Genomic DNA, 17,543 nt, shown 5'->3' on the forward strand with positions numbered 1-17,543 from the left:
ACCGGCGTCAACCGCGCCATACCACCCATCCGGCTCAGCCGAAGCAGCACCAGCGGCGAGAATGCCGACCGCTGCGACGCTGGCGAGAAGTTTCAGCTTCATGTCAGTCCTCATGTCGAATTGAATGCCCGAAAGTCACGCATACACGCGACGCTCATCGGGCCGAACGGTAGAGTGACGCCCGAGTTCCCCATTTCGGTTCGCAATGCGGCGACTGTGGCGCCCTTTCAACACATATCGCCCTCTTGGCGAGGCAAACACGGCTGATATCAGGGCGTGCATCAACCAGAGGAGCCCAGCAGATGACGATTCGGTTTGACGGAAAGGTGGCGATCGTCACCGGGGCCGGCGGCGGACTGGGCCGGGTGCATGCCCTGGCGCTGGCTTCGCGGGGAGCCAGGGTGGTGGTCAACGACCTAGGCGTCGCCCGCGATGGCTCGGGCGGCTCGCAATCCCCGGCCGAGGCCGTCGTCGCAGAAATCCAGGCCGCCGGCGGCGAGGCCATCGCCAACGGCGCCTCCGTCACCGACGTCGAGGCGGTCAAGGCCATGGTCGCCGAGGCGACTGACCGGTGGGGATCGGTCGACATCCTGGTGAACAACGCCGGCGTGCTGCGCGACAAGACCTTCGCCAAGATGGAGATCGAGGACTTCCGCTTCGTGGTCGACGTGCACCTGATGGGGGCGGTCAACTGCACCAAGGCGGTGTGGGACGGCATGCGGGACCGCAACTACGGCCGCATCGTCATGACCACATCCTCGTCGGGGCTCTACGGAAACTTCGGCCAGTCGAACTATGGCGCGGCCAAGATGGCCCTGGTCGGCTTCATGCAGACCCTCTCGATCGAGGGCGCCAAGAACGACATCCGGGTCAACTGCCTGGCCCCCACGGCCCACACCCGCATGACCGAGGACCTGGGCGCGGCCCTGCCGCTGGATCACCTGGGGCCGGAACTGGTGACGCCGGGGCTGCTGTATCTGGTCAGCCAGGACGCGCCCACGCGGTGCATCCTGGGCGCAGGGGCCGGAGGGTTCGAACGGGCCTACGTCACCCTGACCCAGGGCATCCGGGTCGTCGGCGACGATGCGCCCGAGCAGATCGCCGCCCGCTTTGCCGAGATCAGCGACCGCGCCGGCGAGATCGTGCCAGACATGGGCGCGGCCCAGGGGATGATCGAGCTTTCCAAGGCGCAGAAGGCGCTGGGTGGCTGAGCCGGGGCTTGCCTTGACGCGGCGGCAGGCGCCTAGGTTCGACCCGAGCCAATCGACAATGACGCGCAGCCGTCAGCCAGGGAGAGAATGATGCGTGAAGCGGTGATCGTTTCGACCGCCCGGACCCCGATCGGGCGGGCCTATCGCGGGGCCTTCAACGACACCGCGCCACAGCAGCTGGGGGCCCACGCCGTTCGCCACGCCGTGCAGCGCGCGGGCGTCGATCCGGCCGAGATCGAGGACGTGGTCATGGGCGCCGCGCTCCAGCAGGGCGGGACCGGGACCAACGTCGCCCGTCAGGTGGCGCTGGCGGCGGGTTTGCCCGCGACGGTTCCGGGCATGAGCCTGGACCGGCAGTGCGCCTCGGGCCTCATGGCCATCGCCACGGCCGCCAAGCAGGTGATCTTCGATCAGCAGAAGATGGCGGTCGGCGGCGGGCTGGAGTCGATCTCGCTCGTCCAGAACCAGCACATGAACCTGTACCGGATGAAGGACGAGGCGCTGCTGAAGCTGTCACCCCACATCTATATGTCGATGCTGGAGACGGCCGAGGTCGTGGCGCGCCGCTATGGCATCTCGCGCGACCGGCAGGACGAATACGCGCTTCAGTCCCAGCAGCGCACGGCGGCCGCGCAAGCCGAGGGCCGGCTGGACGCCGAGATCGTGCCGATGACCACGACCATGCTGGTCGCGGACAAGGCGACCGGCCAGACGTCCACCAACGAGGTCACGCTGGCGAAGGACGAGGGCAACCGGCCGGAGACCACTCTTGAGGGCCTGCAGTCGCTCAAGCCCGTCTTCGGCGGCGGCGAGGAGATCCAGCAGGGCGAGTTCATCACGGCGGGCAATGCGTCCCAGCTGTCGGACGGCGCCTCGGCCTCGGTGATCATGGAGGCGGGCGAGGCGGTGAAGCGCGGTCTGCAGCCGCTCGGCGCCTATCGCGGCATGGCGGTGGCCGGCTGCGAGCCCGACGAGATGGGCATCGGCCCGGTCTATGCGGTGCCCAAGCTCCTGAAGCGCCACGGCCTGACCGTTGACGACATCGGCATCTGGGAGCTGAACGAGGCCTTCGCCGTGCAGGTGCTCTACTGCGCTGACATGCTCGGCATTCCGATGGACCGGCTGAACGTCTCGGGCGGGGCCATCTCGATCGGCCACCCCTATGGCATGTCCGGCGCGCGCATGACCGGCCACGTCCTGATCGAGGGCAAGCGGCGCGGGGCCAAGTACGGTGTGGTTACCATGTGCGTCGGTGGCGGCATGGGCGCGGCGGGGCTGTTCGAGATTTACTGATCCGAGATCAGTGCTCCTCGCCATAGCGGGCGGTCATCTCCGCGCGCCATCTGGCCCTGAGCTGGGCTGGGCGCGCGGGATAGCGATCCTCGAGCACGGTCGCGTCCAGCACGCGGTCGGTGCGGAACATCCGGAAGTCGTCCCGCATCTCGCACCAGGCGAGCACAATGCGGGTCGTGTCGCGATAGGCGATCTGGAAGGGCCAGACGGTGCGGCGGCTCTCGGCCTCCTTCTCGTCCCTGTAGTGCAGCGTGATCTTGCGGGCGCCGTGAATGGCGCGCCGCACCGCCGCCATGTCGATGGCTTCGGGCAGGACATTCCAGCCCGGCGGGGTGGAGACGGCGGGCTCCAGCACCATGGGGCGCAGCCGCTCGGGCACCGTGGCGGCGATCTTGGCGATCAGGTCGCGGGCGGCGCGGGCGAGCGCCGGATCGCCACGACCGGCCACCCACTGGGCACCCAGCACCGCCGCCTCAATCTCGTCGGACGTCAGCATGAGCGGTGGCATGTCGAAGCCGGTGTCCAGCACATAGCCCACGCCCGCCTCGCCCCGGATCGGCACGCGCTGGCCCGTCAGGGCGGCGATGTCGCGATAGACGCTGCGCTTGGAGGTCTCCAGCTCGGCCGCCATCGCCTCGGCCGTCACCGGCTGAGAGCTGCGGCGAAGCAGCTGGACGATCTGGAAGAGGCGGTCCGCTTTGCGCATGTTTGTGGTGCTACCGCTCGGGACGCGATCCCTCGCTGCTTGAGCGCGTTTCCCTTCCGTCAAACGGGTCGTTGATGACCTGAGCCGACCTTAGCGTTCGGCTGCTGACAGCATGCTGGCAGCAGGGTGGCGGTAGTCAATCCATCGACGCCGAGGCGCGCCGCGCCGGACGGCATTCGAGGGAGAGACCACCATGCTGACGCTGTTCCATGCGCCCCAGACCCGCTCGTCGCGTATCCTCTGGCTGATCGAGGAGCTTGGGGCCGACGTTGAGGTGGCCTATTGCGAGATCGCCTATCGGAACGGCCAGAAGATCGGCGAAGCGGATGCCAGGAACCCGCATCCGGACGGCAAGGTGCCTGCCCTGATCCATGACGGCGCCCTGATCACGGAATCGGCGGCGGTGGCACTGTATCTGACCGATCTGTATCCCGAAGCGGGTCTTGGCGCGCCGGTGGGATCGCCGGAACGCGGCGCGTTGCTGACCTGGCTGAGCTGGGCGGCGGGAGAACTGGAACCGGCCCTGTTCGCCCGGATGAGCGGTGCGCGCGATCCTTGGTCGGTCGCGCGTCATGAGGCGGCGATGGATCGATTGATGGAGGCCTTGTGGAGCGGGCCCTATCTGATGGGCGAGCGGTTGACGGTCGCGGACGTGATGATCGGATCGACGCTGGCCTGGGTCCGGCCGATGCTGCCGGACAGCCCGCTGTTCGATCGCTATCTGCAGCGGCTGGCCGCGCGGCCCGCGAACGCGCGAGCGATGACGCGGGACGGCGCGGTCGCTCTGGAGGAGGCCGCCTGATCAAGCAGCGTGGGGAAGGTCACCGTCCTCGCCGGCGATCTCCACCGCCTTGAGCGCCGAGACATAGGCGTCGCGCCACAGGCCGACGTCGGTGTCCTGAACCACCTTCATCAGCGCCTGCCATTTCCGGATGCGCTCCTCCAGCGGCATGGTCAGGGCGCGGTGGATGGCGTCGGCGACCTCCTCGCGGCTGAAGGGATTGACCAGCAGGGCCTCGCCCATCTGTTCGGCGGCCCCGGCGAAACGCGACAGGATCAGGACGCCGGGGTCGTCCGGATTCTGGGCGCAGACGAACTCCTTGGCGACCAGGTTCATGCCGTCCCGCAGCGGCGTGACCAGGCACACACGGGCGGCGCGGTAGATGCCGGCCAGCTGATCGCGGCGGTAGCTGCGGTTCAGATAGCGGATCGGCTGCCAGTCCATGTCAGCGTACTCGCCGTTGATGCGGCCGGCGAGGGAATCAAGCCGCGCGCGGATGTCCTGATACGCATCGACCTCGTCGCGGCTGATCGGCGTCACCTGCACAAGGAAGACGTCGCCGCGCAGATCGGGGTGGTCGCGCAGGAACTGCTCGTAGCCCAGCAGCCGTTCCTCCAGACCTTTGGAGTAATCGAGGCGGTCGACGCCGACGATCATCGAGCGGAAGGCAGCCGAGGCCGCCATGCGGTCATAGGTGCGCACGCCCTCGCGGGAGTTGCGGGCCTGCACGAAGCCCCCGACGTCGATGCCGATGGGGAAGGTACCGATGCGGACGCGGCGTCCGAAGGCTTCCAGCCCGCCGTAGCCCGCGAGCTCGCCCCGCGCTTCGGAGATGACGTAGTCGCGAAACAGGTCCAGCCATTCCTGGGTCTGGAAGCCGATCAGGTCGTAGGCGAACAGGCTTTCGACGAGCCGGCGGTGGTGCGGCAGGGTCACCATCAGCTGCCGCGCCGGCCAGGGCGTGTGGAGAAAGAATCCGATCCGATTGGTCACGCCCAGCCGCCGCAGGTCGCGGGCCAGCGGGATCAGGTGATAGTCGTGGACCCAGATAACGTCGTCGGGCTGGATCAGTGGCGCCAGGGTCTCGGCGAAGCGTCGGTTCACCCGCTCATAGCCTTCACCATAGGACCGCTCGTAGGCCGTGAGATCGACGCGGTGATGGAACAGCGGCCATAGCGTCTTGTTGGCGTAGCCGTTGTAGTATTCCTCGACGTCCTGGGCCTCGAGGTCGACAAGGTTCACCGTGACACCGGCCCGGTCCTCGACCTTCAGCTCGCCGGTGAAGGTCTCGACGGTCTCCCCGGACCAGCCGAACCAGAGACCGTCGTATTTCCGGAGCGCGGCCGAGAGGGCCATGGCGAGGCCCCCAGCGGAGCCGGCGGCGGGGTCAACGGGGGCGGAAACGCGGTTAGAGACGACGATCAGGCGGGTCATGACGCAGCGCTAACGGCCAAGCTGCCATTCGGCTCCATAGCAAGTTCGTGATCGGTCCGTGAACCGTCACCGTACATCGGTCCAGGAGCGGCTCAGCAGGACCGCGCAGTTGATGATTCCGACCAGGGAATAGGTCTGGGGGTAGTTGCCCCAGAGCTCATCGGTCTCGATGGCGATGTCCTCGCTGAGCAGGCCCGCGTGGGTCCGACGGCTGAGCATCTGCTCGAAGATCTCGCGGGCCTCGGCGTCGCGGCCGTTCTGGTGCAGCGCCTCGATGAACCAGAAGGTGCAGAAGTTGAAGGCGGTCTCGGGTTCGCCGAAATCGTCGGGCTCGACGTAGCGGAAGAGGTAGGGCCCTTTCTTCAGGTCGCGCTCGATGGCGTCGAATGTGGCGACCTGGCGGGGATCGCGAGGATCGAGGAAGCCGAGATCGACCAGCTGAAGCAGCGAGGCGTCCAGTTCCTGACCGCCGAAGCTGGCACCGAAACGGCCCTCGTCGGGGAGGAAAGCCTCGGCTTCAATCCGTTGACGGATGGTGTCGGCGCGCTGGGCCCAGTGTCTGGCGCGGTCCGTCACGCCCAGATGCGTCGCCGCCTTGGCCAGGCGGTCGCAGGCGGCCCAGCACATCACGGACGAATAGGTGTGGACCCGGGCGATCGTGCGGAACTCCCACAGGCCTGCATCGACCTGGTCGTGCATGGCGAAGGCGCGCTCGCCGACCTTTTCCAGCGCGTGGAAGTCGTCAAGCGAGCCCGGGCGAAGCAGGCGCTGGTCATAGAAGCTCTGGACCAGGGGCAGGACGATCTGTCCGTAGACGTCGTGCTGGAGATGCTCTCGCGCCTGATTTCCGACGCGCACCGGCTTCATGCCGCGATAGCCGGCGACGGTGTCGACGATGCGTTCGTCGATGTCTTCTTCCAGGCCCACGCCATAGACGGGCTGGACGTGGCCGCCCGCCGAGGCGTCGACGAGGTTCCTCAGGTAGACGAGGTAGTTCTCCAGAATGTCGACCGCGCCGAGCCGGTTCAGGGCGCGCACCGTGTAGTAGGCGTCGCGGATCCAGCAGTAGCGGTAGTCCCAGTTGCGCCCGCTCTCGGGAAACTCCGGCACGGAGGTGGTCATGGCGGCGACGATGGCCCCGGTCTCCTCATAGACGCAGAGCTTGAGCGTGATCGCCGCGCGGATCACCGCCTCCTGATAGTCCAGCGGGATGTAGAGGGTGCGGACCCAGTCGCGCCAATAGGCCAGCGTTCGGTCCAGCGTCGCCGAGACGCCCGCGCCGACCTCCTGGTCGTAGCCCTCGTCTGGACCGAGGAAGAAAGTGAGGGGCCGCTCAAGCCGGAACAGCCGCTCCTCCAGTACATGCGATACCGGACAGTCGGTCGTGAGGCGCAGCGTGATATCCGTGCAAAGATAGCGGATGTGATTTGAGCCCGAGGTGCGCTCAGCCTCTCGCGCGCCCCAGTCGGCGGCGGGGCGCAGCCGCATGCGGATGCGGGGGCTTCCCGACAGCGGCCGCACGATACGGGCGAAGGCGAGCGGCCGATAGGTGCGGGAATGCTTCTTGTGACGCGGGGCGAAGTCGATGATCTCGACCGCCGCGCCGTCCGACGCGGTCAGGACGGTACGCAGGACCGGGGTGTTCGGCAGATAGGCCTGTTCGGCCGAAGCCTGGCCTTCCATCTCAAGCGACCAGAAGCCGTGATCGGGCGCGTCGCCGTCCATCAGGGCCGAGAAGACCGGGTCGCCATCCACGCGCGGCGCGCAGGCCCAAACGTAGCGGCCCTGACGGTCGATCAAGGCAGAAATGGCGCAGTTGCCGATGGGGGCGAGGTCGAGGTCGCGACGGACAAGGGTCATGCGCGCGCCTCCGCGATCGCTTCCAGCCAGGTCAGCACGGCCTCTACATCGTCGAGCCGATACCGGGCGGCCGTCTCGCGTTCGGGGCCGACCAGGACGCCGTAGCCGCCGAGCGCGGCGGCGGCGCGGAAACCCGCCTCGTCGGTCAGGTCGTCGCCGACCATGATCGGCGTGGTTCCTCCGAAGGGAGGCTCTGTCATGAAGGCAGAGACCGCCTGGCCCTTGTCCGCGCCGGGCGTCTTGAGCTCCAGCACCATGTGACCGGGCTGAAGGTCCAGGCCGGTCTCGTCGGAGATGCGTTGTGCCAGTGCCCGCGCGGCGGCCTCTGACGCGGGCGATTGCCGGTAGTGCAGACCGGCGGAAACGGCCTTGTCCTCGACGATCACGCCGGGACGATCGGCCGCGAAAGCCTCGAAGGCGGCGACAGCCTCTGCCACATGGCGGCTGGCCACGGCACCGTCCAGGCTGCCGTCTCGACGGCGACGTTCCAGTCCGTGCACGCCGGAAGCGGAATGGGCGGCGCTTCCCGCGATGCGATCGATCTCTTCCAGCGTTCGACCGCTGACGATCGCAACCCGACCGCCCAGGACGCGATCCAGCGCCCGCAGCACGCGCGTTCGCCTTGGATTGGCCAGCACGGCGTCCGGTGTCGGCGCGAGCGGCGCCAGCGTTCCGTCCAGGTCCAGGAACAGGGCGAACTCGCCTGCTGCCGGAATCGGCGGCGCGGAGAGGGGTCGGGTCAGGGTCCCGGCGGATGGCGGCATGGTCTCTCGATGCGGTTTCTGTATGAACGCCCGTAACGATAACGCCCGACTGCGGCAAAGGTTGAGCTCGACGGATGAACTCGGGTTACAGCCGTCGATCGCGGCGCCGGATTGTTAAGCCCCTCGCCTTGGGTCTAAACCGCGCCCGTCACCCGTGGAGAGACTGAAGGCCCATGCCGCTCGACGCCAAGACGTCCGCCGCTGAGACCGCCGGCCCCATGATCGATCATGCCCGCTCGGTCATCCGCCTGAACATCGAGGCGCTGGAGGCGCTGGAGCGGACCGTCAATGGCAGCCTGGTCCGGGCTGTCGAGATCATCCTGTCCCGGCCCGGTTATGTCGTGGTGACCGGCATGGGCAAGTCCGGGCACATCGGCAACAAGATCGCCGCGACGCTGGCATCGACCGGCACCAACGCCTTCTTCGTTCATCCAGCCGAGATGAGCCACGGCGACCTGGGCATGCTGCGCCACGACACGACGCTGCTGGCCATTTCCAACTCGGGCGAGAGCCGCGAGCTGCGCGACCCCCTGATCTTCTGCCAGCGAAACGACATCCCGGTCATTGGCATGACCCAGCGGGCGTCGTCGTTCCTGGCCCGGATGTCTGCGGTGTCGCTGGTGATGCCCAGCGTCGCCGAGGCTTGTCCAAACGGTCTGGCCCCCACCACCTCGACCCTGATGACGCTGGCGCTGGGCGATGCGCTGGCGATGGTGCTGATGGAGCGGCGGGGCTTCTCGGCGACGGATTTCGGGTTGCATCACCCTGGTGGATCGCTGGGCATGAGCCTGCAGAGCGTGCGGGAATGGATGGGTGACAACCATGCCCCGCCGCCGACGGTGCCGATGGACGCCGCTTTCGCCGAGATCGTCGCCGCCATCACGGCCGGGCGGAAAGGCTCGGTTGCCGTGCTGGACGCCGACGGGACGCTGGCCGGCATGATCACCGATGGCGACGTGCGCCGCGCCTTCGCCCAGGACGTGTCGCGGATCAGTGCCGCCGACATCATGAGCCGTCAGCCCATCGTCGTGGGTCCTGACCAGCGCATGAGCGATGTCGTCGACCTGCTCACCGCCAACAAGATCTCCAACCTGTTCGTGGTCGAGGATGGACGGCCTGCGGCCATCATCCACATCGCGGAACTGATGCAAGCAGGATACGTCGCTTGAAAGCCGTAGGCATGCCTTGGTTGACCCTCTCGTAGACAGGGTCTACCTCGCCGCCGTGAACCGGTCCGTCCTCTTCGACGCAAGCCGCCTGCTGAGCCGGGCCGAACGAACGGCGCCGACGGGGGTCGATCGGGTCTGCCTGGCCTATGCCGAATGGTTGCTCGGACGCCCAGACCTGACAGTCACGGCGGTCCGAACCCGTCACGACCAGCTTGTGGTCGTGGACGGTGCATGGTTCCGCAGATGCGTGAAGTCGCTGAGGTCCCGGTGGACCGGAGACTTTTTCGAGCGGTCGTTGACCCCGGACGAGATGCGGTTGATGGCGGCGCTGACTGATGGCGCGCCGATGGCTGACTCGATCATGAGCCAACCGCCCACAGATGCGGCGCGGGCTCCGGGCCGTCGCACCCGGGTTCTCAAGCGCTTGTTTCGCTCGCAATGGACCCGGAAACTGCCGCAGAGCAGCCTGTACTTCAACGTCGGCCATACTGGACTAACCGATCCCTCCATCTTGAGCGGGCTGGAGGGAAGGGGGATCGAGCGCATCGTCATGCTGCACGATCTGATCCCGATCACGCACCCGGAATTTTGTCGCCCCGGAGACGGCGCGAAACACAGGGCGCGCGTTCTGACGGCCCTGCGCCACGCCTCGCAGATTGTGGTGAACTCAGCCTACACAGCGTCCGAGCTGTCGGCTTTTGCCGAACGGGAGGCGATCAAGCCCCCGCCTATTCATGCTGTTCACCTTGGACTTGAACCGACCTTCACGGCTGCGCGGCCGGCTCGGACGCTGCTGCCCTACTTCGTGCACATCGGCACCATTGAGGCGCGCAAGAATCTGGCCTTTCTGCTGACAGTCTGGCGTCGGTTGCACGAGCGAATGGGGAAGGCCGCGCCGCAGCTGGTTCTAATCGGCCGATATGGCTGGGAGAACGAGGCGGTGCTGGATCATCTGCAACGGTCTCCCGCTCTGCGCGGATTGGTGCACCAAGCGTCCGACCTGCCTGACTCCGCCCTGGCCGGCCTCATGGCCGGCGCGCGCGCCCTGATCGCGCCGTCTTCAGTGGAAGGTTTCGACCTTCCGGCGGTCGAGGCCTCGGCTTTGGGCGTGCCGGTGATCGCGTCGGACATTGCCGCGCATCGCGAACTGGTGCCTAACGCTCAACTGATCGACCCGTTGGATGGATTGGGCTGGCTGGAAGCCCTGGAGCGCGCCACCAGACGACCGCTCAAGGTACCAGCCTATACCGCACCTACGTGGAACAACCATTTCGCCCGGGTTGGGGAATGCGTTGGTCTGGATGTTCGTCGTGCGGAAGCGGCGTGATCGGGGTGGCGACGTTTATCAAACGCCGGTAATGGGTCACTCCGCAGACGTTTGGATGCCATGACCCGTAAACTGTTAGCTCTCGCGCTCGCGGCCGTTCTATCCGGTTGCTCGACCCTACCTCGGGACGGCCCGTCGGCGCGCGCTATCGATAGGGGTGCGGAGGCCGACGCCAACGGCGCGGACTACGCCATCGTGGAACTCGACTACGCGGCCGCCGAACGTATCCGCGCGGTCGACGCCCCCTATCTCGGATCTCTGGCCGGGGCCGTCAGTACGGCGCAGGTCGATATCATCGGCGAGGGCGACGTCCTGTCCATCGCCATCTTCGAGCCTTCGGGGGCTCTGTTTGGAAGCGGCTCATCCAGTCAGGGCGTGCGCTCAGGCAGTCAGTCCCTTCCTGGTCTGGCGGTCGATCGCAACGGCGCGGTGAGTGTGCCCTTCGCCGGTGCCGTTCGTGTCGCCGGCCTGACGCCCACTGAGGCTGCGGGCGCTATCCGGCGTAGTTTGGCCGGACGCGTTGGCAATCCGCAGGTCGCAGTCACAGTTCAGGAGAATGTGTCGAACACAGTCACCGTTCTGGGCGAGGTCCGTCAGCCCGGCCGTGCGCGTCTGTCGGTCAGCGCCCACACTTTGCTTGATGTCATCGCCGAACGCGGGGGCGCGGCCCGTCCCGCTCAGGATATCGAGGTCCAGATTCGCAGGGACGGCCAGACTTACACGGCCCCGCTGACGGCCGTGAATACGGACTTCAACGAGAACATTCGCCTGCAACGCGGCGACCAGGTCAATCTCGTCCACGTCCCGCGCCGTTTCCGGACGTTTGGAGCCCTCGGTGCGGTGGCCGAGGCCGACATGCCGGCGGGTGACCTGACGCTCGCCAGCGCGCTTGCCCGCGCGGGCGGACTGAATGACAATTTCGCCAATGCGCGGTCGGTCCTGGTCTTTCGCTTTGAGCGACCGGAGGTGGCGCGGGCTTTGGGGTTGACGCAGCCGCCGACGATCCGGGGCGTCCCGGTGGTCTACAGGCTGGATCTAGAGCAGGCTTCGGGCCTGTTCACGGCGAGCACGTTCGAGATTCGACCTGACGACACCATCTACGCGCCACGCGCGACCGCCGCAGAGCTACGCAAGTTCTTCGAGTTCGTTCAGCAAATTTCACGGGTGGTCTACGACATCTCGGTGACCAACACCCTGAACAACGACTGAGCTCGCCGTGGCCTGGCGCAACCTGCTGCCCGGTCGACGCCAGATGCAGCGGGCGCATGAGGTCGCCACGGTTCAGGCTGATTCAGCCGACTTGGCCCAAGCCCCGAACATCGGCACGCTCGGTGAGATCGAGGCGGCGGCGCTATCGGTCTATGCCGATCACGGACTGCCGATCCAGCGCGGCCACTACCGCCGCGGACCACGGGCCAGGCGGTGGGAGTATCTGGGCGATAACCTCGACGCCGCGCGCCGGTGGGACATGGTTCTGGAACGCCCGAGCGAGTCGGGCTGGCGCTTCGCCATTCTCGAGGACCTCGGGCGATACGCCGTCAAGCCCGAGCTGGTCGCAGCCTCGGCTCTGCTGGCCACCTGTCGTCGCCTGCGCGATCGACGGGCGGGAAAGGTCCCTGGGGACGCAGACGACGACATCGAGTGCGCGATCCAGCTTGGGGTCGCCTGGCAGAAGCTGCAGGACTCGCGGCCGTGGAGAGACGCGGCCCGGCTCCGCCTTACAGTTCCGGATGAGGTTGGAGGCCCGTCTGCGACCGGCGACACGAAATCCCTTGGCCGAGCCAAAAAGCGAAGCGGTTCGGGTCGCTCGCGGACAAGCCAGGTCTGACAAATACCGGTCTGTCGACGTGAAAAAGCCCGCTGCGGGGGATACATCGCAGCGGGCTTTCTCGCTCTCTCAGGAGCGGACGTTTCCTCCCCGAAACGCCTTCGTCCAGCGGCTGCGCCTTGCAGCGCCGCGCCGTTCGAGTAAGGCCACAACAGCGCCATGACGGATTCAAGTCAACCAAAGGCCGTGTGTAATCCGACGGTTTCATGACTAAACGTCGATCACTCATCCGCGAGGCGATCAGCTTATCGAAGAACCTTCGATAATCACGCGAACGGATTGCACAAGTGCGCTACGCGCGACCGTCTGCTGCCCCGGGCGCGCCGCCTTCCAGGCCTCGTTATCGACCAGACCGGCGGCGAGCGCGCGCCCGGCGTCGAGGTCCTTGATGGTCACCTGACCGACGGCGATCTCGTTTCCACCCAGCATCACGGCGGCGGGCGCGCCCCGGCGGTCGGCGTACTTCATCTGCGCTTTCATGCCCGCGCGACCGAGGTAGAGCTCGGCGGCGATGCCCGCCCGGCGCAGCTCGGCGACGGCGTCCAGGTAGTGCTGCATGTCCGCCTCGTCGAAGACGATGACCACGACGGGGCCGCGCGTCGCCGCCTCGTTCCTGCCCGCCGCCCGCAAGGCCGAGGCCAGGCGTGAGACGCCGAAGGAGAAGCCCGTCGCGGGCGTCGCCTCCCCGGTGAAGCGGGCCACCAGGTCGTCGTACCGCCCGCCGCCGCCGATGGAGCCGAAGCGGACGGCGCGGCCCTTCTCATCAGTCGTCTCGAGCAGCAGCTCGGCCTCGAACACCGCGCCAGTGTAGTACTCCAGCCCCCGCACGATCGTCGGATCGAACCGGACGGCGGCCTGATCGACGCCCATCGCGTTCAGGGCCCGGTCGATCCCCGAAAGCTCGTTCAGCGCCGCTTCGCCGGCCGCTCCGAGGCCGCCGACGCGTGCGATGGCGTTCAGGGTCTCGGATCGCGTCCCCTCGCTCGCCGAACCCAGGAATGCGCGAATGGTGTCGGCAACGGCCCCAGGCAGTCGCGCCCCCTTGGTGTAGTCGCCGCTCTCGTCCAGCCGACCTTCGCCCAGCAGGGCGGCGACGCCCTCCCAGCCCAGACGGTCGTATTTGTCGATGGCGCGCAGAGCCGTCAGGCGCTGGACCGGATCGGTTACGCCGCCCGCGTCGAACAGGCCGTCGAACAGCTTGCGGTTCGAAACGCGCACGACGGCCTGGCCCTCGGTCAGCCCGGCAGCCTTCAGCCCCTCGCAGGCCATGGCGATGATCTCGGCGTCGGCCTCTGGGCGATCGGAGCCGACCGTGTCGGCATCGCACTGGACGAACTCGCGGAAGCGCCCGGGGCCGGGTTTTTCGTTCCTCCAGACCGGCCCGAAGGCGTAGCGGCGATAGGGCTTGGGCAGGGTCTCCCAGTTTTGGGCGGCGAACCGGGCGAGTGGCGCCGTCAGGTCGTAGCGCAGCGCCATCCACTGGTCGTCGTCGTCCTGAAGCGCGAACACGCCTTCGTTGGGCCGGTCGGCGTCGGGCAGGAACTTGCCCAGAGCATCGGCGTATTCGAACGCTCCGGTCTCCAGCGGCTCGAAGCCCCAGCGTTCGTAGACCTCGGTGACCCGCGCGACGATGCGGCGCTCGGCGGCGACGTCAGGGCCCCGGCGGTCGGCGAAGCCCCGGGGGCTGCGGGCTTCGGGTCGGGCGGGCGGCGCGGCGTCGGTCATGGCGCGGGATGTAGAGGGATTAGGGATTAGGGACTAGGGATTAGAGGTCGCGCCGTGCAGTCAGTGCGCCATCCCGAACTTCAAGTTCCGGCCTCTCCAATCCCTGTTCTCTATTCCCTCGCCAGGCCCTACTTCCGGATCGGCACCATCCGCCCGTAGGTCAGCGAGCGCCACACCCACTCCAGCGGGCCGTTGGAGAAGACCGACAGCCAGAGCGGCGACCAGATCAGCTGGGCGACCCAGATGGCGCCGACCACGGTCCACAGCGCGGCGGGATGGTAGTCCCCCATCCACTGCGGCCCCCACGGCAGGTAGAACAGACTGGCCATGATGAGCGTCTGGGTCAGGTAGTTGGTGAAGGCCATGCGACCCACGGGCACCAGCACGCCGGACAGGACGCGCAGACCCATCTTCGTCAGCAGGATGAGCATGGCGGCGTAGCCGAGCGTGATCAGCGGCGCCATGCCGCCGGCCGCGTCGTCCAGACCCGCCACCGGCAGGGACGCCGGGTCCTGGCCCGGCAGGCTGGCCCAGGCGTCGGTGGCCAGGACGGCAGCGGCGGCGAGGAAGACCAGCAGATAGACGATTACCGGCGAGCGACCGACGAAGAAGCCTGACTTGTAGAGCCCCAGACCCAGCATCATCAGCGGCACTGTGACCGGGATGAGGAACAGCGACAGCATGGCCAGCATCAGCCAGGCCTTGACGTTCTCGATCCAGGGCGCGGCGAAGGAGGTCTTGTAGGCGGCGACGGCGGCGTTGACCGTCTCCATGGTCACCTGGGGCTGGTTGGCGGCGAACTGCTCCTGGAAGTCAGGGCCCATTGCACCGAGGAGCAGCGGCCCCGCCGTGGCGATGGCCATCCAGAGCGCCGAGATGGAGCCGCCGATCCACAACAGCCGACCGGCGCTCCATGAGCGCATCAGCAGCATGATCGCGCCGCAATAGGCGTAGTGCAGCAGGATGTCGCCATACCAGAAGGCGGCACCATGGATGATCCCGAACACGGCCAGCCAGAGAATGCGGCTGCGCAACAGCTTGCCCCGACCGGGGTCGGATCGCTCGCCGCCGACCAGAAAGATCGAGACGCCGAACAGCATGGTGAAGAGGGTCCGGAACTTGTCCTGGAAGAAGACCTCGGTGACCCAGGCCCCCCAGGCGTCAGCCCCGGTGTGGCCGAAGGGATCGGTCGTGGCCGTCTCGACGACGATGGGCCAGGCGAACGCCATGGCATTGACGGCGAGAATGCCCAGGATCGCCCAGCCGCGCAGCATGTCGAGCTGGAAGATGCGATCCTTGGGCTGGACCGGGGCGAGGCCCCCGGTGGCGAGTTGAGGCTGGGCCTCGACGGCGGGCATGGCCATGCGTTGATCCCCCAAGACGCGATAGACAAGCGAGCTTTACACAGGCCGCAGGGGCCGTAAACTGAATTCGCCGTAAGGCGTCAGCCGGTCTCGCCCATCAGGCCGAGGCGGTCGCGCACCTTCTCTGGCGCAGGCACGAAGGCGATGAAGGCGGCGCAAAGACCGGCCCACAAGGCGTAGGACACGCCGACCAGTACGGCGATGGGCAGACCGCCGACGCCATAGATGAGGAGCGTGGTCTCGGTCGCTCCGATCCCCTGGAGAAGGTCACTCGAGGAGACCAGGCCGATGACGACCATCAGGAGGGCGACCAGGGTCTGAAGCGCGGCTGCCAGGAGGCCACCGTAGAGCATGAAGCGCCAGACGATCCCCAGCCGCGTCCCGGGACGTCCGCGCCGGTCGCGCTCGCGCCGGATGACCATCAGTCCTGCGGGCACGGCGACGCAGCCGAGCACCAGCAGCACGATGCGCCAGTCGATGTCGCGGCCCGGCATCCAGTTCTCGGGTGGCCAGATCAGCAAGGTGGCGATGATGGGCGGCCAGGCGATGCCGGCCAGCGCCGCGAGTGGAATGGCCAGCCGGGTCCGACGCCAGGCGACGCGGGTCTGCCCCGGCAGGTGCTCGATGCTGTCGAGGCGGATCGCGCGACGGGCCATCAGCGGGTCGGGACCGGCGTGTCGCCGGAATAGTCGTAGAATCCCCGTCCGGACTTGCGGCCCAGCCAACCCGCCTCGACGTACTTCACCAGCAGGGGACAAGGGCGGTACTTGCTGTCGGCCAGGCCTTCATACAGCACGTTCATGATGGCCAGGACGACGTCCAGCCCCATGAAGTCGGCCAGTTCCAGCGGCCCCATGGGGTGGTTGGCGCCCAGTTTCAGCGCCTTGTCGATGGAGGCGACGTTCCCGACCCCTTCGTACAGGGTGTAGATCGCCTCGTTGATCATCGGCACCAGGATGCGGTTGACGATGAAGGCGGGGAAGTCCTCGGCGTTGGTGGTCGTCTTGCCCAGGCTCTCGGCGAAAGCGACGGCCGTGTCATAGGTGGCGGCCGAGGTGGCGATGCCGCGAATGATCTCCACCAGCTTCATGACCGGCGCCGGTTTCATGAAGTGCAGGCCGATGAAGCGGTCGGGACGATCCGTGGCCGACGCAAGCCGGGTGATGGAGATCGAGGAGGTATTGGACGCCAGAAGCGTATCGGGCCCCAGATGCGGGACCAGTTCGGCGAAGACGGCTTTCTTGACCGCCTCGTCCTCGACGGCCGCCTCAATGACCAGATCGGCCCTGCCGGCCTCGGCCAGCGCCGTCACGGGCGCAACCGCCGCAAGCGCGGCGTCCGCCTGCGCCTGGGTGGTCGAGCCCCGCTCCACCCCGCGGGCCAGGCTGGCCCCGATGACGCCGAGCGCGACCGGCAGGCGGTCGGCGTCGACGTCATAGAGACTGACCCGATAGCCGCCCAGCGCGATCGTCTGGGCGATGCCGACGCCCATCTGGCCTGCGCCGATGACGGCGACGGATTTGATCTGGGAACTCATGCGGTCGTGGTCTGCTGCGGCGTCTCCGCCCGGGCGTCCGGCACCTTAGAAGCGTCCGTCGACGGCGCAAGCGCGGAATGTTGCGGTGCGGCGACAGCCGACCGGACTGTCACCCCAGGATCGCGATCAGGGGGCCGGCGGCGGAGTTGTTGAACAGGATCCGCGCAAAGTTCAGCAGCAGCAGCACCACGATCGGCGAGATGTCGATGCCACCCAGCGTCGGAATGATCCGACGGAACGGCTCGAGCAGCGGGCGCGTCACGGCATCGAAGAAGGCGGCGATCTGGCTGACGAAGCGGTTCCTGTGATTGATGACGTCGAAGGCGAACAGCCACGACAGGATGGCCGAGATGATGATCGACCAGACCATCAGCGTGATGACGGTGTTGACCAGCCAGACGAGGGCCACGCCCATGAGGTGCTCCAGAAGACAGAGAGATGTGGAACGGTTCTAGCGAGGCGGGAGGCAAAGGGGAATGCAGACACGCCCCATCGCTCTTCCGCTGTGAACGGGTGGGAAGGGCGGGCGGAGCAGCCGGGCCTT

Annotated in this window: 16 protein-coding genes; 7 read left to right on the forward strand and 9 right to left on the reverse strand. The window is 67.2% G+C overall.

The features are described 5' to 3' along the window. Positions 1–302 precede the first annotated feature (302 nt). Both IP78_RS09215 and IP78_RS09220 read left to right on the forward strand, forming a co-directional pair. Positions 303–1,211 (forward strand): SDR family NAD(P)-dependent oxidoreductase, encoded by a 909-nt coding sequence (locus tag IP78_RS09215; RefSeq protein WP_054111393.1) that lies wholly within the window; start codon positions 303–305, stop codon positions 1,209–1,211. A 90-nt stretch (positions 1,212–1,301) separates the two neighbouring features. Continuing rightward, positions 1,302–2,504, forward strand: coding sequence for an acetyl-CoA C-acyltransferase (locus IP78_RS09220; RefSeq protein WP_054111394.1), 1,203 nt, complete (start codon positions 1,302–1,304; stop codon positions 2,502–2,504). Positions 2,505–2,511: 7 nt separating this feature from the next. Here the strand turns inward: IP78_RS09220 and IP78_RS09225 are convergent, their stop codons facing one another. After that, complete coding sequence (locus tag IP78_RS09225) at positions 2,512–3,210, reverse strand: YafY family protein (protein ID WP_054111395.1); 699 nt, start codon at positions 3,208–3,210, stop codon at positions 2,512–2,514. A gap of 193 nt (positions 3,211–3,403) precedes the next feature. On the opposite strand from IP78_RS09225, the gene IP78_RS09230 reads away from it, so the two are divergent. Further along, positions 3,404–4,012 carry a glutathione S-transferase family protein gene (locus tag IP78_RS09230; RefSeq protein WP_054111396.1) on the forward strand — a complete coding sequence of 203 codons (609 nt, stop codon included), beginning with the start codon at positions 3,404–3,406 and terminating at the stop codon, positions 4,010–4,012. On the opposite strand, the gene IP78_RS09235 is transcribed toward IP78_RS09230, so the two are convergent. The 3 genes from IP78_RS09235 to otsB form a co-directional block, all read right to left on the reverse strand. Continuing rightward, entirely contained in the window at positions 4,013–5,425 is a 1,413-nt protein-coding gene (locus IP78_RS09235; protein WP_054111397.1) for a trehalose-6-phosphate synthase, read from the reverse strand. It abuts the gene before it with no gap. Positions 5,426–5,491: 66 nt separating this feature from the next. Beyond that, positions 5,492–7,285, reverse strand: a complete 1,794-nt coding sequence (locus IP78_RS09240; protein ID WP_054111398.1) for a glycoside hydrolase family 15 protein — start codon at positions 7,283–7,285, stop codon at positions 5,492–5,494. Next, positions 7,282–8,049, reverse strand: coding sequence for a trehalose-phosphatase (gene otsB / locus IP78_RS09245; protein WP_054111399.1), 768 nt, complete (start codon positions 8,047–8,049; stop codon positions 7,282–7,284). The genes IP78_RS09240 and otsB overlap by 4 nt, the downstream gene beginning before the upstream one ends. 173 nt (positions 8,050–8,222) lie before the next feature. On the opposite strand from otsB, the gene IP78_RS09250 reads away from it, so the two are divergent. The 4 genes from IP78_RS09250 (at position 8,223) to IP78_RS09265 (ending at position 12,373) form a co-directional block, all read left to right on the forward strand. Beyond that, on the forward strand, positions 8,223–9,218 hold the full coding sequence (locus IP78_RS09250; RefSeq protein ID WP_054111400.1) for an SIS domain-containing protein: 996 nt from the start codon (positions 8,223–8,225) through the stop codon (positions 9,216–9,218). Between the two features lie 295 nt (positions 9,219–9,513). Further along, positions 9,514–10,545 (forward strand): glycosyltransferase family 1 protein, encoded by a 1,032-nt coding sequence (locus tag IP78_RS09255; protein WP_231680973.1) that lies wholly within the window; start codon positions 9,514–9,516, stop codon positions 10,543–10,545. A gap of 60 nt (positions 10,546–10,605) precedes the next feature. Continuing rightward, positions 10,606–11,754, forward strand: a complete 1,149-nt coding sequence (locus tag IP78_RS09260; RefSeq protein WP_054111401.1) for a polysaccharide biosynthesis/export family protein — start codon at positions 10,606–10,608, stop codon at positions 11,752–11,754. 7 nt (positions 11,755–11,761) lie between these two features. Further along, entirely contained in the window at positions 11,762–12,373 is a 612-nt protein-coding gene (locus tag IP78_RS09265) for a hypothetical protein (RefSeq protein ID WP_054111402.1), read from the forward strand. Positions 12,374–12,613: 240 nt separating this feature from the next. Here IP78_RS09265 and hisS read toward each other — a convergent pair whose 3' ends face one another. The 5 genes from hisS to IP78_RS09290 form a co-directional block, all read right to left on the reverse strand. Beyond that, on the reverse strand, positions 12,614–14,098 hold the full coding sequence (gene hisS, locus IP78_RS09270; RefSeq protein ID WP_054111403.1) for a histidine--tRNA ligase: 1,485 nt from the start codon (positions 14,096–14,098) through the stop codon (positions 12,614–12,616). A 128-nt stretch (positions 14,099–14,226) separates the two neighbouring features. Continuing rightward, on the reverse strand, positions 14,227–15,462 hold the full coding sequence (locus tag IP78_RS09275) for a DUF418 domain-containing protein (protein WP_054111404.1): 1,236 nt from the start codon (positions 15,460–15,462) through the stop codon (positions 14,227–14,229). Between the two features lie 80 nt (positions 15,463–15,542). Then, on the reverse strand, positions 15,543–16,118 hold the full coding sequence (locus tag IP78_RS09280) for a hypothetical protein (RefSeq protein ID WP_054111405.1): 576 nt from the start codon (positions 16,116–16,118) through the stop codon (positions 15,543–15,545). After that, the gene (locus tag IP78_RS09285) at positions 16,118–16,999 is read right to left on the reverse strand and encodes a 3-hydroxybutyryl-CoA dehydrogenase (protein ID WP_054111406.1); all 882 of its coding nucleotides are present in this window, start codon (positions 16,997–16,999) and stop codon (positions 16,118–16,120) included. Before IP78_RS09285 ends, IP78_RS09280 begins: the two co-directional genes overlap by 1 nt. A 109-nt stretch (positions 17,000–17,108) precedes the next feature. Next, a complete protein-coding gene (locus IP78_RS09290; RefSeq protein ID WP_054111407.1) occupies positions 17,109–17,414 on the reverse strand; it encodes a YggT family protein in 306 nt (101 codons plus the stop codon). Between the last annotated feature and the right edge of the window lie 129 nt (positions 17,415–17,543).

This window comes from Brevundimonas sp. AAP58, from assembly GCF_001295975.1.
GTDB lineage: Bacteria > Pseudomonadota > Alphaproteobacteria > Caulobacterales > Caulobacteraceae > Brevundimonas.

Excerpts from the sequence above, each read along its gene's own strand:
- IP78_RS09215 (WP_054111393.1), top strand. The coding sequence starts at position 303 with ATGACGATTCGGTTTGACGGAAAGGTGGCGATCGTCACCGGGGCCGGC.
- IP78_RS09220 (WP_054111394.1), top strand. The coding sequence starts at position 1,302 with ATGCGTGAAGCGGTGATCGTTTCGACCGCCCGGACCCCGATCGGGCGG.
- IP78_RS09225 (WP_054111395.1), bottom strand. The coding sequence starts at position 3,210 with ATGCGCAAAGCGGACCGCCTCTTCCAGATCGTCCAGCTGCTTCGCCGC.
- IP78_RS09230 (WP_054111396.1), top strand. The coding sequence starts at position 3,404 with ATGCTGACGCTGTTCCATGCGCCCCAGACCCGCTCGTCGCGTATCCTC.
- IP78_RS09235 (WP_054111397.1), bottom strand. The coding sequence starts at position 5,425 with ATGACCCGCCTGATCGTCGTCTCTAACCGCGTTTCCGCCCCCGTTGAC.
- IP78_RS09240 (WP_054111398.1), bottom strand. The coding sequence starts at position 7,285 with ATGACCCTTGTCCGTCGCGACCTCGACCTCGCCCCCATCGGCAACTGC.
- otsB (WP_054111399.1), bottom strand. The coding sequence starts at position 8,049 with ATGCCGCCATCCGCCGGGACCCTGACCCGACCCCTCTCCGCGCCGCCG.
- IP78_RS09250 (WP_054111400.1), top strand. The coding sequence starts at position 8,223 with ATGCCGCTCGACGCCAAGACGTCCGCCGCTGAGACCGCCGGCCCCATG.
- IP78_RS09260 (WP_054111401.1), top strand. The coding sequence starts at position 10,606 with ATGACCCGTAAACTGTTAGCTCTCGCGCTCGCGGCCGTTCTATCCGGT.
- hisS (WP_054111403.1), bottom strand. The coding sequence starts at position 14,098 with ATGACCGACGCCGCGCCGCCCGCCCGACCCGAAGCCCGCAGCCCCCGG.
- IP78_RS09275 (WP_054111404.1), bottom strand. The coding sequence starts at position 15,462 with ATGGCCATGCCCGCCGTCGAGGCCCAGCCTCAACTCGCCACCGGGGGC.
- IP78_RS09280 (WP_054111405.1), bottom strand. The coding sequence starts at position 16,118 with ATGGCCCGTCGCGCGATCCGCCTCGACAGCATCGAGCACCTGCCGGGG.
- IP78_RS09285 (WP_054111406.1), bottom strand. The coding sequence starts at position 16,999 with ATGAGTTCCCAGATCAAATCCGTCGCCGTCATCGGCGCAGGCCAGATG.
- IP78_RS09290 (WP_054111407.1), bottom strand. The coding sequence starts at position 17,414 with ATGGGCGTGGCCCTCGTCTGGCTGGTCAACACCGTCATCACGCTGATG.